Origin of the sequence: Marinomonas sp. NPDC078689 (assembly GCF_044542435.1) — a bacterium.
Taxonomy (GTDB): Bacteria; Pseudomonadota; Gammaproteobacteria; order Pseudomonadales; family Marinomonadaceae; genus Marinomonas; species Marinomonas arenicola.
Window position 1 is genome coordinate 56188 of record NZ_JBITUJ010000006.1, and the last position, 16337, is coordinate 72524.

Sequence of the window (16337 nt, forward strand, 5' to 3'; positions counted from 1 at the left end):
AAAAACAAACAAATCCCACACCATAACTTCCCTCTCCCGAATTTATGATAGTCAGAGATTTTATCCTTTATTTTCCGATATATAGCGAATACTTCATGAAAACGAACAAGTAGATAGACAAACAATTTACACACGTATTAAGCTAGAACAAAAGATATCCGATACTCGGTATCTATTGGCATATGTTTTGCTCAAAATAATGAAGTCACCTCTCACATAATGACAACTAGGTTAATGCATGCTGAATTTTTCTGTCCGCACCAAAATACTCTCTCTTATTGCGTTGTTTTCGATCGTCATCATTGGCGTCAGTGTGAACTCCGCCATTTCCAGTAAAAAAGTTTTTTCCGAATTACAAACATTGTCTAACCAGAACATAGACCTAATGAGCAATTTAGAAAAAAGCCGTCAGCTCTTGCTGCAGCAATCCGTTGAGTTCGAGCGTGGTTTCTTTCAGGTCTCCATTGCCAAATCCATCATTGGTTATGGCACCGAACAAATCAAAGAATCCGAGAAAAAATTCAAAAAATACACAAACGAACTGGTCAGTAGCATTGAAAATGCCAAACGTATTTTGACCACCATGCCAGCCAATGAAGAGCGCACTGTCTTACTAACGCAAATTGACGCCCTTGAAGAGCAACAAGCCATCTTCTTAAAAGCGAGCACATCCACTTACCAATGGTGGACCAAGCTGAAAACCATGCAGGCGAACAAATCACGCCGCAGCGCCGACGCCAGTTTAAAAGCCATCAATGCACAGATGGAAGAGATACTGACTGCACTCCACGACTACAACGACAAAACCACCCAGCAGCAAGAACAAAGCATGGACCAAAGCACCTACGCCAGTGGCATTATTGCCGCCGTGCTAATTGTTGTTGGCCTGGTGATCAGTCTGATTATTGTTAATGGCATTTGTGTGCCACTGCGCAAAGCGGTTCGTCGTGCGGAAGAAATCGCCTCAGGTGAACTCATCTTGAAAGAGTCTCGCTCTACCCGTAAAGATGAAATTGGCATGTTAGAAACCGCCATGGATAAGCTAGTCGCTCAACTGCGCGGTATTATCAATGAGGTGGCACAATCGAGTAGCATGCTGACCAGCTCCGCCAACGCATTAAACAAGATCACCGATGAATCATCCGAGATGGTCGAGCGCCAGCAACAAGAGACCTCGCAAATATCGCAAGCGGTGCAAGAAATTCAAGCCACTGCCGTGCATGTTTCTGAATCCACCAGCGATGCCAGTAAAGCCGCCCACGATGCAGAAATAGCCGCCAATGAAGGCGCCAAAATTGTTGCCAATACGATTGGCAGCATTCAAGAATTAGCCGAAGAGATTTCCAGCTCTGCCAATATCATCAACGAACTGGAAGCCAACACAAACGAAATCAGTAATATACTCAATGTCATTCTTGGCATTGCTGAACAAACGAATCTATTGGCACTTAACGCGGCCATCGAAGCCGCCAGAGCCGGTGAGCAAGGTCGAGGTTTTGCCGTCGTTGCGGACGAAGTGCGACACTTGGCGCTTAATACGCAAAATGCCACCCAACAAATCGAGAAGATGATAGCCTTACTCAACTCAGGTACTGCTTCGGCGGTGAAAGCCATGACATCGAGCCATAAGCGCTCAACTGAAGCGGTAAGCCAAGTAAAACATGAAGAATCGTCTCTTGAGAACATCAACCTGTCTGTGTCGAAGATTCGTGATATGAACGATCGAATCTCTAGCACAGCAGAAGAACAAGCCAGCGTTACATCAGAAGTGAGCCGTAATGTCACCAACATTACAGAAATCGCGTCGAAAACCACGGACTCAATTCACGCCATCAGTGAATCCGCAGATCAACTGGCTAATCTGGCGTCGCAACTGTCTGCAAAAATTAGTTATTTCAAGGTGTAAAATACCCCTTGATCGTTTTAAAAAAGGGAGGATTATCTCCCTTTTTCGTTAGGAGAAAACCATGTGTCGTTGGATGGCTTATCAAGGTGATGCTGTTTACCTTGAGTCATTGTTATTTGAACAAGAACACTCCCTTATCCATCAAAGCCTAAGTGCGAAAAAGTCTGAAGTGACAGTCAACGCCGACGGTTTTGGCCTAGGCTGGTACGATGAACGAGAAGAGCCGGGCTTTTATCATGAAATACTGCCTGCTTGGAGCGATTGCAATTTAAAAAGCCTCGCCCGACACATTAAAAGTGGGCTGTTTTTCGCCCATGTACGAGCGTCAACAGGCACCGCCACCAATCGATCTAACTGCCACCCTTTTAGCTATAAAAACTGGCTTTTTATGCACAACGGCCAAATTGGCGATTATGAAGACTTACGCTGGCAGCTTGATCGTTTGATCCCAGAATACCTGTACAGTGAGCGACGTGGCGCCACGGACTCAGAAGTGATTTTTTTACTGCTGATTGCAAATGGTTTAGAAGAGAATCCTGAAAAAGCCATTGCCACAACAATCTCCCAAATTCTCAACTTAATGGAGCAAAAGAAGATCACTGAGCCTTTTCGTTTTACCGCCATCTTGTCCAATGGCAGCGAAATGATTGCCATACGCTTTTCGAGCGATGATCACGCACCCAGTTTATATTGCAAAGAGTTTGAGAAGCACATTGTGATTGGGTCAGAACCCCTAGATCTATCAAGCGATGGCTGGGCCTTGATTCCACAGGGTCATATGGCACGCATCAAAAACAACAGATACCAGGTTAAACCCCTGCCAAATCTGATGAAGATGACCGCCTAGCGGCCATCTTCCTTGCGTTTTGTCGTTACGCTTCTTTTTCACGGTAGGCGTAAGTCGCATCAAAGCGCGACTGTATCCAATCACCGCTTAAAATTGGCTCATATTTCGCCGGCTTATTGTCCGACTGACAAGACTCAACACAGACAACATTGGTTTCGTAATCCGGTTCCACAAAAAATGGGAAGGAGTAACGATGAACCCCTTCTACTGGAGACACCACACGGTGCGCGGTTGATACGTACTCGTCATTTGTCCAGCGTTGCATCAAGTCACCAATGTTCACGACCAAGGCGTTTTCAATCGGGGTAGCATCGACCCACTCACCTTGACGGTTTTTCACCTGCAAGCCACCAATTTGGTCTTGCAGCAACAAGGTTACACAGCCGTAATCGGTATGGGCACCAGCGCCATTATCATGGTCGTTCTGTGGACGAGGTGGGTAGTGAATCATTCGCAGCACAGTGACATGGTCGGTGAAACAGCGCGTGAAAAAATCGTCTTCAAGAGACAAGGCTTGCGCCATACTGGTCAGCACCACCTTCGCCACGTCAAACGCCGCCACATAATAATCCTGCAACACTTCTACAGCGGCCGGGTCAGTAGGGTTTTGGTTTGGGCCATACATTTTTGGGTATTTGGCCACCAGCGGATGATCGATCGGCAGATCCAGCGCCATATCAAACGTTTCTTTCCAATCTGCATGGGAGACTTCATCTAGCTGCTCTTCACCAATGCAGCCATAGCCACGATGATTTGGGCTTTGCTTGATATCAATGGCACGCTTTACGTCTTCTGGCTGAGCAAAATACGTCTTCGCTGTCGCCATCAGTTTATTAAATAAGTCACTCGAAATGCCGGTGTTTACCAGATAAAAAAAGCCGATTTCTCGGCATGCTTTATCAAGCGCCCTCACCTCTTCCAAACGTGTCGAATCATTTGTGTGCGTGAGTTTTTCCAAATCAATTAACGGGATAGACACTCTTGGACCCTCCAATTTCACTATTATTATGTTTCGTTCTACATCGTCTTACTCTGTAGAACGTCTAAGCTCTTGACGACAACTTAACCAACTGGGTGTGCTGAGGATTAAATCGCTTTAGTCCTTCTTCACCAAAATCGACAAAAATCATGCGCTTGCCATCGGCTTCTTGACGCACCACCACCCCTTGACCAAATTGGTCATGACGCACTTTATCGCCGGATTTTAAGCCCTTGTTGTTATCACTTATTTGATGGCGAAACACCAGATTCGGAGAAGGGTCCACACGATTCAAATAACGCTGAAACAAGATCCCCTTTTCCGTATCTATGGGGTCTTCACAGCTTTTTTCGTGCCAAAGTTGAGTAATTTTACTAACCGCATAAGGCTGAGCCTCAAACACAAACCGTGACAGCGCCAAATGCTTTAATGCCGCCCTCGGAATATCGCCACGCTTCATTTTTTTACTTTCCTCTGGTGTGGGGGTTTCCAACAGCACCAGCTTTTGTTTCGCACGAGTAATCGCCACATAAAACAGCCGACGCTCTGAAGCCATCTGACTCGCGGCTTTGTTATCAATCGCACTCAGGTCTTCGTCATAATAAGGGAAACGGCCTTCTTGCAAGCCAGACAACAACACCAGATTAAATTCCAACCCCTTGGATTTATGAATGGTCATCAAATGAATGCCACGTTCATCATCGGCTTGCTTTTCATTCAAGGTCGCCAGTTGCGTCAAAACGCTTTCGGCATCGCCGCCCACACCGCGTACATAGGCCATAAAAGCATCACAGGTGGCGATTTTCTCTTGGGTTTGAATGTCTTTGTTACTGGTACTTTCGAAATAGCGATAAATGCCCAGTTTTTCGAGCGTGTGCGCCAAACCTTGTGCCGGGTCCGAGCGATAAATACTCAAACTTCTTAGCCAATCGGCTCGTTCATAAAGTTTTTTGGCTCGCCACCCTTCTGCTTGGTCGGCCATGGTTTCAATAATTTGCGGCAACAAATGAGGCGACTGCCTCGCTTGCTGAATCAAGGTATTACGCTGGGCCACCGAACCTCCCAAGCTAGGCACGGTCAGCAGAAAATCAACATCATCACGACGAAAGAAGAGATCTGGCTTCTCCAAAGCACCGGCAATCACCGCTAAATACGCCATCAGCATGCGTATTTGTCGGTTTTCCAACAAGGGTGAATCACCATGCAATTGATACGGCACCCCCTTGTGCATCAGCGCCAATTGCACCGGCACCATGTCACTGTACAAACGCACCAACACCGCCGACTCATTTAACGCACGGCCGGATTCTACCCAGGCTTTTAATTCGCCCAACAAGGCCTTGCCGGTTTTTGGGGCGCGCGCAAAAGACACTTGAGTGCTTTTGCCTTCGCCAATCACCAAGGCGTCTGGGTCATTTTCACTGATCACACTCGACGCCATCAGGCCGATTGCATGACCAAAACGAAAACTCGTGCTTAATGGGTAGGTCTCGACTGCTTGGAAATCACGATCAAACTGACTCGCCATAATCTCAGGACTGGCCCCACGCCATTCGTAAATACACTGCTGTACATCACCCACAATCATCCACTGACACGGCGCTGGGTAGAGTATTTTCAGCAATTCATACTGACAAGGGTTGATGTCTTGAAACTCGTCGATCAATAAATAACGAAAATCCGGCACAAAACCGTGCACTTGGTGACGCTCTGCCTCATTAAGGTCCAATAACAAATCGTATGGATCGGCCAACAAATCAGCAAAAAAACGAACGTTATTGCGCTTGCGCAGGTCTTCAAGCTCCTCATAGAGCGCCGGAAAAAACTGACGTTCTTTCGACCAGCCGAGGGCGTCAAAAACCTCCCTCGCCGAGGTCGCGGAGGCCTTTACTTGATCAATAAACAACAAGACATCTTCGAGCCAATCTTTTTCGTCTTGCAGGGTGATTTTTTCCCCTTTGCGCACCAAGCGATTTAACGCCTCACGCAACATTTTCACTAGACTAAAATCGTCCGTCAGAAGTTTGGCGTTGGGCAGCCAACCCTGTTGCTCTAAACGGCGGCAAAGCTTTAAACCAAAGCCATGAAACGTCATCACACTGGGCGAACGCCCTTGTCCGCAGTTTTTTAAATGCTGACTCAAACGCTCACTAAACTCTTCTTGGGCGCTCTTGTTAAACATAAAAACGCCGATTTCAGACGCCGCCACACCCTGCTCAAGCAAAAATTCAATACGCGAAATCAAGGTGGTCGTTTTGCCTGCCCCAGCCACCGCGATGACTTTTGCAGGTGAGTGGATATTGTGTTGCACAACAGCACGCTGCTCAGACGTCAATTGACGTGGCGCCGCTTGCTGATCTATCAAAATCTCATCAATCAAAATAATGTAGCCTAGTCTTCAAATAAATTACCGATCTCTCGAAAAGCCAGATGTTCACGGCCGGCAATTTTCGCGATCGATTCACCACGGACCACCAAACGGCGCTGCACGCGAGCAAAAAACACCCCATTCGCTCGCGCCACCAACGGGTAACGAGACGCATCAACATCGTCGTCCATTAAGTCCACCACCTCACCAATGACTTCACCTGCTTCCACCGACTCACCAATATTTTTGCGGTAACAAACAATGCCAGCACAGGGGGCTTTTACCAAATCCATTGCATCCAATGGGTAATACACTACCTTGCTGTCATCAATCTCAGGGGTGTCTCCTGCGATCACATTGCGTAATATTAAATAGTCAAACAAGGCCTTCGCATCGTGCGCCGCGTATTCATCACAAATGTCATTCTCACCACGCAATTCCACCGTTAACGAGCGACTGCCCCAAGGAATCAAATGGGCATAGTCAGATTTAAGCGTTCGCCACACACTGACATTGGTTTCATCAAAGGACGCTGCCCCTGTCTCCAATTCAGACAAGCCGACTTTGGCACCCAATAACGCCAACAAAGGCCTGAAATGCTCTTCAAACTCTTGTGCCACGTACGCATGCATACTGGCTTCACCTGAACAATGCAGATCCAATATTTCGTCGGCGTCCATCGACAAGGCCAACAAAGTTTTCTTCATGCCTTGCAGTTCGGTATTTTCAGGCAGTTCAGCCAGCTCTTGCGCTATTATCGAGCGCACTAAACTGACATTTTCTTGGCCATCTGAACTGACTTCACCGTGGAGACGTTTTTTTACTTTTTCGCCGAGTTGAGGCCAATTGCGGTTGAAATTACCGCCACCGTCCGAGAACGCGAAACGACCTGGAATGTAACCATGAAAGTTTTGCGCCAAACCAATCGGATTGGCCACCGGGACAATAATAATCTCCCCCTGAATTAAGCCCTTTTCATCGGCTTCTTTAAGCAGTTTGATTAAACTATTGAGGACCAAAAAACCCGGCCATTCATCGGCATGAAGCCCGGCTTGTAAATACACTTTAGGTCGCGCGCCTTGCTCCCCGAAATGATGCGCTTTGATGATGCGCTGAGTGCCCAGCGTCGCACTCGGCAAAGTATGGGAATAAATTTGATATGGCATAATAACTCGTATAGTTCGGTGATACACACGCCCACATTGAACAGGCATCAGAGCAGGCAACATGGTACGCTAAAACAAATTTTTAATAAAAACCTTCTCAGTATTAAAAACGACTGTAATAAATAGTCGAACTAATACGTCTAACAGGCATCATAGTCACCTCAACCACTATTTAAGGGGAAAGGAATGCTCAAATCTTTGATCGCTGCATCGATCAGTGGTGCTTTATTATTCACCAGCATCCAAGCAAAAGCCGATTGGCAAGACACATTACAAGAAGCCAAAGGCCAGACCGTTTACTTCAACGCATGGGGTGGTGCTGACAATGTGAACGAGTATATTCGCTGGTCGGCAAAACGCATCAAAGAGCAATACGGCGTTACCCTAAAACAAGTAAAACTGACCGACACCGCCGATGCAGTGAACCGTGTGCTGGCGGAAAAAGCCGCCGGTAAAAACGACAATGGCTCAATCGACCTGATCTGGTTAAACGGTGAAAATTTTCGCGCCATGAAAGACAATCAATTGCTTTATGGCCCGTTCAGCACCCAATTACCGAACTACAAAAAGTACGTAAATGAGCACGCTCGTCAAAGCATCACCCATGACTTTGGCACCCCAGTGGACGGCATGGAATCCCCTTGGGGCATGGCGCAAGTTATTTTCATGTACGATACCGCCACCTTGAAAACGCCCCCTAAATCCATGCCTGAACTGCTTGCTTATGCGCAACAACATCCTGGCCGAATTACCTACCCTGCGCCACCTCAGTTCCTTGGTGCTACTTTTTTAAAACAGGCCTTATACGAACTCACAACGGACAAAAGCGCACTGTCTAAACCCGTCGACAGCGTCGACTTTCAAGCGGTAACGGCGCCTTTATGGGCGTATTTAGACAAACTGAATAAAGTGGCTTGGCGTCACGGTGAAACCTTCCCAAGCGATTCTACGCAAATGATACGTTTATTAGACGATCAAGAAATTGATGTTGCCCTCAGCTTTGATATTTCTTCTGCGTCCGTGGCCATTCAGCAGGGCAATTTACCCGATACCGTGCGCTCTTATGTCTTTACCAATGGCACCATTGGCAACACGCACTTCCTTGCCATTCCTTATAACAGCAGCGCCAAGGCCGGCGCCGAAGTCGTCGCAAACTTTATGCTGTCACCAGAAGCACAGATTCAGAAGCAGATTCCGACCGTTTGGGGAGACCTCAGCGTATTGTCTTACGATCGACTTGCGGCCGCTGATCAGAAAAAATTCGACGCTATCCCTCGCGGAATCGCCACATTAAGCATTGCTGAGTTAGGTAAGACCTTGCCTGAACCCCACACGAGCTGGGTAAAAGCATTAGAAAAAGAATGGCTTAAGCGTTATGCGCAATAACGCTATAAGTCAAAAACACACTAAACAGAAGACCTACCCGCACAGTGCGTTATTGCCCACTGTGCTGTTTTTAAAATAGAGCCGTTAGTCCTTCATGCCATTAAAAAGCGTACGATTTATCACCTGGTTGGTTGCCTTATTTCTCGCCATCCCAGTCCTTGTTGGACTGGTCGGCACACTACTGCCAGCGTTTCACTACTTCCCTCCGTTAGGGGAATATCACTTTTCCCTTACCTCGTGGGAGCAACTGTTTCAAAACAATGAGTTTTACACCAGTCTAAAACTGACACTGATCACCGGCATTATTGCCCCCATTATTGCCCTGTGGATAGCCTTGTCTTTGCTGGCATGGGGCTACCAACGGGCCTTCTTCGAGAAAATTGAAAAGCTGCTCGCCCCCATTCTTGCCATTCCACATGCTGCTATTGCCATTGGTTTGTTGTTTCTACTCAGCCCATCTGGTTGGCTTATGCGACTGTTTAGCCCTTGGTTAACAGGCTTTGACCGCCCGCCAAATTGGATTACCGTGCAAGACCCTTATGGCGTGTCATTGATCTTCGCGTTGGTGATGAAAGAAATGCCGTATTTGCTCTTTATTATGCTCGCCAGTTTGCACGCCATTGACGCCAGAAAAAGCCTTGAGGTCTGCCAAACGCTTGGTTATAAACGCCTGACCATTTGGCGTAAAGTATTAATACCGCAGCTTTACCCTATTATTCGCATGCCGATTTTTATCGTCATTGCGTTTAGCTTAACCGTCGTCGATCTGGCGATTGTTATCGGCCCTAATACACCATCGACTCTGGCGGTGACCCTATTTCATTGGTTTAACGATCCTGCCTTATCGACGCGTTTTATTGCCAGTGCTGGCGCCATTGCCCTTGTGATTATCATTGCGCTGGTGATGCTTGGCTGGGAACTCGCCCACTGCCTGTTTACGCGACTTACTAAAGCCGAACGCAGCAATGGTAAACGCGCAGGCCTCACCGATTATTTTTTACGTCTGGGCGTTGTTCTGGGTCTAATTACTTTATCAAGCGCGTTTATTTCATTAATCATTTTACCCATTTGGTCACTCACCCGACGCTGGCGCTTTCCTGATGTATTGCCGTCCAGTTGGACCCTGAGCAACATAGAACGCGCATACCCAGTGTTACTGGAGCTGTCTAGTAATACGCTGATCATCGCTCTGGTCGCCACCCTCATTGCCTGCCTGATGAGCGCACTCATGCTAGAGACAAAGCGCTTAACCAAACAGACCAAAAACCACCCTTTTGATTGGCTTATCTATGTGCCCATTTTGCTTCCACAAATTGGCTTTTTGTTTGGCCTGCACGTACTGCTGATTCAGATCAACCTCAATGGCACCCTAACAGCGATCATTGCACTCCATTTAATGTATGTTTTGCCTTACGTTTATTTGTCGTTAAAAGGGCCTTATTTGGCGTACCAAGAAGATTACCTAATGCAAGCCAATCGCTTAAACAATCGCCCCTGGTTCAATTACTTTTTTATCAAACTGGCCATGCTTAAACCTGCCTTGCTGACCGCCTTTGCCATCGGTTTTTCCGTTAGTATCGCGCAATATTTACCGACCCTTATTGCCGGTGAAGGCCGCTATGGCACACTCACCACAGAAGCCGTGGCACAAGCCGCTTCTGGCGACAGAAAACAAGTTGGCAGCATGGCGCTGCTGCAAGCGTTTTTCCCTGTGTTTGTTTTTTGGCTTGCCCACGCATTGCCGCCACGCTGGACCAAATGGCGCTTGGCCATCTATTTGCGCGTAAAGAAATGCTACAAACAAATTCCTACTAATTCTTAAGAGCAGACCACTCATGGTTATCACAAGCAGGAGCAAACGTGCTTATTATTAAAAATTTTTCATTGTCTTTGGCCCATAAAACATTGATCAAAGAGCTCAATGTGCAGATTGACGATGGCCAAGTCGTCTCCCTGATGGGCCCCAGCGGCATAGGCAAATCCAGTTTATTGAATTTCTTAAGCGGCACTCTCTCATCAGGCTTAAATGCCCAAGGTGAGGTGTTTTTAAACGACGTCGCCATTCATAACAAAACCGCGCAGGAACGACGCGTCGGCTTGCTTCAGCAAACACCGCTGCTGTTTCCTCATATGAGTATTTTGGAAAACCTTAGTTTTGCCATTCCAGCGAAAGTAAAAAAGTGTGACCGCTTGGAGCGCGCCTATCAAGCGTTAGAAAGAGTCGGCATCAAGGACAAAGCCAATGCCACGCCAGAGCAATTATCCGGCGGCCAACAAGCCCGTGTGGCCTTGCAACGCACCTTGCTGTCTGAACCGGGTTTCCTATTGTTAGATGAACCCTTTAGCAAACTAGATCCTGCACTGCGCCGCGAAGTCCGAGCCTTTGTGCTTGCGGAAATACGCAAAGCAAACATTCCAGCCTTACTGGTCACCCATGACGCAGAAGACGCCAAGGCCATGGAAGGAAAATGCGTTGATTTAGTGGCCGCAGAATAAGCCACTCACGCCGAACCCACCATCTCATCTGCGACGACACGATCAAGATCGTCCAGATGAGATGGAAAGCCTTACTATGAAATTAATGTCCATCCCAAAGAAAACACAGGCAAGTGTAATCTATCGTCTATGCGTATTTATTAATCGCCGTTTTAATCAGATCTAAGACATTTTGCGCCGCAAACTTTCTCGGCACCGTAATCGCGTAAAAACTTTCAAAGGCTTGTGGAATACTGCCGTAATCCTCCAACACCTTAGATTCAATTTCGTCTTTTACGACCACAGGAGGCAACACAGATAAATAGCCGCTGTCGCGTGCCAGCAATCGCAACATGGCCATATCGTCCACTTCTGCTTTGATGTCGGGTTGATATTGATGCACCGCACAGAAAGATTCAAACGCCGAACGGATGTCTGCGTTTTTACCCGGAACGACCCATTTTTTATCCTGATAACCTTCCGGAAATGCAGCGGCCGGTTTGTCCCCATAAGGCCCAATGATAGCCACCGGTTGTCTGGCCACCAGCTGGTTTTGCCAGATCGTATCTTGGCCTTCACTCAGAATCGCCCGATTTGTCAAAGCCAAGTCGATTTCGTGGTTCACAAGCCCATTAAGTAAATCCGTCATGCCCCGAGAAGACAATGAAAAATTGATATTCTTGCTTGCTAATAAAGGTTCGATAAAACTTTCAATGAAGTTTCTAGACAGGTTACTTTGCACCCCTAAGGTAATGTGCTGCATTTGGTAAGCGCTGTCTTTTTGAAGAAAATTTTCCAACTCCTCCCCAGTATTAAAGATGTCTTGCGCGTAAGCCAGCACCCTTCGCCCCACATCGGTTAACACTAATTTTCGACCTTGTCGTAAAAAAAGCGACACATTGAGGCTGCTTTCAAGCTGTTTAATTTGAGCGGACAAGGCGGACTGAGAGACATGCAGCTCGTCTGCGGCTTCTGTCAAACTGCGATTTTTTGACACTCGCCAGAAGTAATATAAGTGGTGGTAGTTTAATCGACCCATGAACAGTGACCCTTTTAAAACACAAAGTACAATCAACAGAAACATAACTAAAACAGAACGATTACATAAAATATATGTGTTTTTATTATAGCAATAAAATCCCCATAATCGCCCCCATCTTATCTAACCCGAATGTGGAGACAAAAACGTGCCTGTGGTCACTTGGAGTTTTTTACCTGTTCTTATTCCTCTCGCGCTGGTGCTGTGCGGATGGTTTGGCTGTCGAGAAAAATCGACCTCGGTGCCACAAAAAGCCGTTTGGTTAAGTCGAGGCTTGCTCTTTCTTTATGGCTTAAACCTAGGGGTGCATTACTTTTTAACCACACCAAAGCAAGACCATGCGCTTCTTCATCACACTGTACTTAGCCAGATTATGCTGGCGCTGATCGTGGTGATGAGCTGGGTACTGTTGCGCTTTTCACGCCAGTATATGAATGGACAAGCCAATCGCGCCCGCTATTACCGGTGGCTTATGTTTACCCTTGCTTCTGTGGCTCTGACGGTGATGTCTAACCACCTTATGCTGTTTTGGCTTGGCTGGCTGTGCATTAGTCTCTCGCTGCACAACTTACTGACTTTTTTCCCTGATCGACCTCGTGCGATTTTAGCGGCTCATAAAAAATTCATCTTAGCGCGGATCGCCGAACTGACGCTGTTCATTGCGTTTATGCTCCTTTACCAACAACACCAAAGTTTCTACATAAACGGCATTCTTTCGTCTTTGACACAGCAAGAGAGCATGGGGCAAGCGCTGTCGTGGCAAGACCAACTGGCCGCCTGTTTGATTGCTTTTGCCGCCTTAATTAAATGTGCCCAATTGCCTTTTCATGGCTGGCTCATTCAAGTGGTCGAATCCCCTACCCCCGTCAGTGCTTTGCTTCATGCTGGGGTGATCAATTTAGGCGGCTATATGTTGCTGCTCTTTACCCCGCTTGTGTCCCAAAGCTTGTCTGCCATTTGGCTATTACTCATTGTGGCGGGCCTGTCCACGCTTGCCAGCAGCTTGGTGATGACCACGCGCATCAGCGTTAAAGTTCGCCTAGCGTGGTCAACCAGCGCGCAAATGGGGTTAATGTTGTTGGAATTTGCCCTCGGCCTTTATGAGTTAGTGCTGTTGCACTTGCTTGCTCACTCTTTTTACAAGGCCTATTCCTTCCTTAACTCAGGCAATGCGGTAAACGATTATTTGCGGTTGGCTCTCTCAGCACCGACAAAACACAGCGCGAAGACACCTTCTTTACCCAAGCTAAAAGAGTGGTTTTTAGCGCTCACCATCGCCACCGCTTGTGTCGTAGCAGTACGCTTTGCCTTTCATTTTGAAACAGCCTTCAGCACCTGGTGGCTATTCGCCTTGGCACTGAGTATTTTGATTATTCAGTGGCGCACTTCTGAGCACCCTGCATCATGGTTAACGACCTTAATTACCGGCGCAGCGCTAACGCTTATTTATGCCTCATTAAAGAGTGCCATCTGGTTTGCCTTGCCTCCTGAAACCGGTCAAGTTCGCGCATTTTTTTACCCTGACATCTGGGCAATGAGCTTATTTACATTGCTCTTTGCGACCCACCTTCTGTTGCACTACCAAGTTCATTGGCCATTCGTACGCCGCCTTTCTATGACGCTTTTCGCGGGCTTGTACCTAGACGAGTGGGTCACCCGTGCAGCGCTAAAAATCTGGCCCGTTCACTTACCAGCAAGAGCCAAAGAACAGCACTCAACGTCGTTTTCTGACCTCAGCTTACCTGAGCATTTTTAGGGAATTAGCATGACTATGAACAATCAGCAAAAAAGCCTATTAGTGACCGCCACTAAAAAAATCGCCCCGAGCTGGCCTCTCGATAAACTCATAGCCGTTAATCCATTATGGTCATTGATTGATAAGCCGTTTGATACTGTGGCGGCTGAGTTATCCGCCATCGCAGGGATCAAAGCCCATTTGCCGATAGAAACCTATGTCGCTTGGTTTAAACAGGGGCGCATTGATCAAGCGTCGCTCACCAAAGCCGCGCAACATTATGCGGTGGATGCATTACCAGAATCGCTCATCGAAATGCTTTCTAAGCCAACCCCAACACTGACGCCATGGCAAAACATCGCCGACTTAGCTGACCAAGAAAGGCCGGCGACGAAAATGTCATGGCACGATGAAATCACGCATCAAGTGAGTCAGTTTTGTGCCGATCATTACCAGCAAGTGAGCCCAACACTCAGACAAATGAGCAGTAATGATCAAACACACCTATACCCCCATTGGCTCACCATTACCACGCAAGACAAGGGATTGAGTATTGTTCTTGATGAGCCTAAGCTAATTCATCTGTTCAACGCGTTGCCAAACAATACGGATCAACTCTTTGCGCTGGCCATCGAAGAATTGGCACTGGATGACGCCTCCTTGCCCTACTACGCCCATGCTTTACTGTTAGACATTAACGGCTGGAGCAGTTATCTCGCTTATCTGCATTGGCAAAACCCTAACGACCAAGAAGATCATTTAATGTCGTTGCTGGCGATTAAGATGGCGTGGGAACTGGTCATCTGGCGTTACTTAACCTCCCAAGAGAACCCTCAGGCAAGCGCCATTAAACAAGCGTGGGAAAAACAAAAACAGACAATAGAACAACATATTGCCAAGCATAAAGAGGCCTTGCTGAGCGCAAAAATCTGGGCTTTGGCCTTAGAGTACGCAGAGCAAAAACAGCTCAATACACTGCTCACCTCCCAATCCTATCCCTTAACAAAACAACGCCCGCCAGTATTGCAGGCGGTGTTCTGCATCGATGTTCGCTCCGAAGTCATCAGACGCGCTTTAGAGAAACAAGATGACGCCATACAAACCTTTGGGTTTGCAGGCTTTTTTGGGTTACCCATCGAATACAAAGCCAAAGACAGCGCCTTCTCAAGGCCTCAGTTACCCGGTTTATTATCGCCATCGATCACAGTAAGCGAATGCGAAACTAATATTGAGCACGCTCAAAAAGAGCAACAACAAGCCCGCTGGCAACGTTGGGGGCATTCTGCACCGGCCACTTTCTCAATGGTCGAATCTATGGGTTGGTGGTATGCCTTTAAAATGTTCAAGCAAACGCTGTTTTCAAAGCGCCAAACGAACCCTGCGGCAAGACTAGCGCCCAACACCCAGTGGAACATAACCCAAAATGGCGAACCATTAACGACACAAGATAAAGCCAAGCTCGCAAAAGGTGTATTAGACTCCATGGGGATAAAACACTATGCAGAAACCGTGCTTTTGGTTGGTCATGGCAGCCATACCAGTAACAACCTGCATGCGGCTGGATTAGAGTGCGGCGCCTGCGGTGGGCAAAGCGGTGAAGTGAATGTCAAAGTACTGAGCAGATTATTAAACGACGCAGAAGTTCGCTCATGCTTACACACCATGGGCATCAAGATCCCTCAGCACACAACATTTGTCGCGGCTCTGCACAATACCACCACGGATCAGCTCACCTGCTTTGACCACCAAACCACGCCTCAACAAAGCCATTGGTTAGAACAAGCCATGTACGGCGCACAAAAAGAACGAGCGAAGAAACTCGATGCCTCCCTACTCAATGTATCGGACAAGCAACGCCATAAAGCATTTATAAAACGCGCGAACGATTGGTCTCAAGTCAACCCAGAATGGGGATTGACCAACAACCATGCCTTTATCATCGCACCACGCCAACAAACTCGTCAGCTCAACTTAAAGGGTCGCAGTTTTTTACACGATTACGATTATCAAACCGATTCTGATTTTGGCATTTTAGAGCGCCTGTTAACCGCGCCAATGCTCGTGGCCCACTGGATCAATATGCAATACAACTTATCGGTGACCGACCACTTTAAGTTCGGTAGCGGTAATAAAGTGCTGCACAATGCAGTAGGCGGCAATATTGGCGTTTTTGAAGGCAACGGCGGGGATTTGCGCATTGGACTCCCCTTGCAATCGATCAGCGACGGTAAAAACTGGATGCACACACCGGTTAGACTGGCGGTCTATATCGCAGCACCAAAGCACGCCATCGCAGACATAGTCGCCAAACACGACACCGTCAGACACCTGATCGACAATAATTGGCTTTATCTATTTAGCTGGCAAGACGACACCATTGAACGCTTTTATCAGCAAGAATGGCAGGCCTAACCATTAATATTTAAAGCACTAATA

At 47.3% G+C, this 16337-nt stretch carries 11 protein-coding genes; 7 read left to right on the forward strand and 4 right to left on the reverse strand.

The annotated features are described in order from the left end of the window. Nucleotides 1–238 precede the first annotated feature (238 nt). Nucleotides 239–1906 carry a methyl-accepting chemotaxis protein gene (locus tag ACIGBN_RS11175; protein ID WP_133003706.1) on the forward strand — a complete coding sequence of 556 codons (1668 nt, stop codon included), beginning with the start codon at nucleotides 239–241 and terminating at the stop codon, nucleotides 1904–1906. 61 nt (nucleotides 1907–1967) lie between these two features. Next, a complete protein-coding gene (locus ACIGBN_RS11180) occupies nucleotides 1968–2753 on the forward strand; it encodes a class II glutamine amidotransferase (protein ID WP_396665464.1) in 786 nt (261 codons plus the stop codon). Nucleotides 2754–2778: 25 nt separating this feature from the next. Here ACIGBN_RS11180 and ACIGBN_RS11185 read toward each other — a convergent pair whose 3' ends face one another. From ACIGBN_RS11185 to ACIGBN_RS11195, 3 genes are all read right to left on the reverse strand, one after another. Further along, the gene (locus ACIGBN_RS11185) at nucleotides 2779–3732 is read right to left on the reverse strand and encodes an isopenicillin N synthase family oxygenase (protein WP_133003708.1); all 954 of its coding nucleotides are present in this window, start codon (nucleotides 3730–3732) and stop codon (nucleotides 2779–2781) included. Nucleotides 3733–3796: 64 nt separating this feature from the next. Continuing rightward, on the reverse strand, nucleotides 3797–6112 hold the full coding sequence (locus tag ACIGBN_RS11190; protein ID WP_396665465.1) for an ATP-dependent helicase: 2316 nt from the start codon (nucleotides 6110–6112) through the stop codon (nucleotides 3797–3799). Nucleotides 6113–6123: 11 nt separating this feature from the next. Then, entirely contained in the window at nucleotides 6124–7266 is a 1143-nt protein-coding gene (locus ACIGBN_RS11195) for a succinylglutamate desuccinylase/aspartoacylase family protein (RefSeq protein ID WP_133003709.1), read from the reverse strand. A gap of 186 nt (nucleotides 7267–7452) precedes the next feature. Here ACIGBN_RS11195 and ACIGBN_RS11200 point away from each other — a divergent pair, with 186 nt between their 5' ends. The 3 genes from ACIGBN_RS11200 to ACIGBN_RS11210 all read left to right on the forward strand — a co-directional run bounded on the left by ACIGBN_RS11200 (nucleotide 7453) and on the right by ACIGBN_RS11210 (nucleotide 11148). Continuing rightward, nucleotides 7453–8652 carry an ABC transporter substrate-binding protein gene (locus ACIGBN_RS11200; RefSeq protein ID WP_133003710.1) on the forward strand — a complete coding sequence of 400 codons (1200 nt, stop codon included), beginning with the start codon at nucleotides 7453–7455 and terminating at the stop codon, nucleotides 8650–8652. Nucleotides 8653–8746: 94 nt separating this feature from the next. Further along, the gene (locus tag ACIGBN_RS11205) at nucleotides 8747–10474 is read left to right on the forward strand and encodes an ABC transporter permease (protein WP_133003711.1); all 1728 of its coding nucleotides are present in this window, start codon (nucleotides 8747–8749) and stop codon (nucleotides 10472–10474) included. A 38-nt stretch (nucleotides 10475–10512) separates the two neighbouring features. After that, complete coding sequence (locus tag ACIGBN_RS11210; protein ID WP_396665468.1) at nucleotides 10513–11148, forward strand: ATP-binding cassette domain-containing protein; 636 nt, start codon at nucleotides 10513–10515, stop codon at nucleotides 11146–11148. Nucleotides 11149–11275: 127 nt separating this feature from the next. Here ACIGBN_RS11210 and ACIGBN_RS11215 read toward each other — a convergent pair whose 3' ends face one another. Further along, nucleotides 11276–12166 carry a LysR family transcriptional regulator gene (locus ACIGBN_RS11215; protein ID WP_396665470.1) on the reverse strand — a complete coding sequence of 297 codons (891 nt, stop codon included), beginning with the start codon at nucleotides 12164–12166 and terminating at the stop codon, nucleotides 11276–11278. 148 nt (nucleotides 12167–12314) lie between these two features. Between ACIGBN_RS11215 and ACIGBN_RS11220 the strand changes: the two genes are divergently transcribed. Further along, nucleotides 12315–13922 carry an NADH-quinone oxidoreductase subunit L gene (locus tag ACIGBN_RS11220; RefSeq protein WP_396665472.1) on the forward strand — a complete coding sequence of 536 codons (1608 nt, stop codon included), beginning with the start codon at nucleotides 12315–12317 and terminating at the stop codon, nucleotides 13920–13922. Nucleotides 13923–13931: 9 nt separating this feature from the next. Beyond that, a complete protein-coding gene (locus ACIGBN_RS11225; RefSeq protein ID WP_396665474.1) occupies nucleotides 13932–16313 on the forward strand; it encodes a YbcC family protein in 2382 nt (793 codons plus the stop codon). Nucleotides 16314–16337: the final 24 nt, after the last annotated feature.

What these genes read in the sequence shown, in the direction of transcription:
- ACIGBN_RS11175 (WP_133003706.1), top strand. Translation starts at nt 239, where the DNA reads ATGCTGAATTTTTCTGTCCGCACCAAAATACTCTCTCTTATTGCGTTG.
- ACIGBN_RS11180 (WP_396665464.1), top strand. Translation starts at nt 1,968, where the DNA reads ATGTGTCGTTGGATGGCTTATCAAGGTGATGCTGTTTACCTTGAGTCA.
- ACIGBN_RS11205 (WP_133003711.1), top strand. Translation starts at nt 8,747, where the DNA reads ATGCCATTAAAAAGCGTACGATTTATCACCTGGTTGGTTGCCTTATTT.
- ACIGBN_RS11225 (WP_396665474.1), top strand. Translation starts at nt 13,932, where the DNA reads ATGACTATGAACAATCAGCAAAAAAGCCTATTAGTGACCGCCACTAAA.
- ACIGBN_RS11215 (WP_396665470.1), bottom strand. Translation starts at nt 12,166, where the DNA reads ATGGGTCGATTAAACTACCACCACTTATATTACTTCTGGCGAGTGTCA.
- ACIGBN_RS11195 (WP_133003709.1), bottom strand. Translation starts at nt 7,266, where the DNA reads ATGCCATATCAAATTTATTCCCATACTTTGCCGAGTGCGACGCTGGGC.
- ACIGBN_RS11200 (WP_133003710.1), top strand. Translation starts at nt 7,453, where the DNA reads ATGCTCAAATCTTTGATCGCTGCATCGATCAGTGGTGCTTTATTATTC.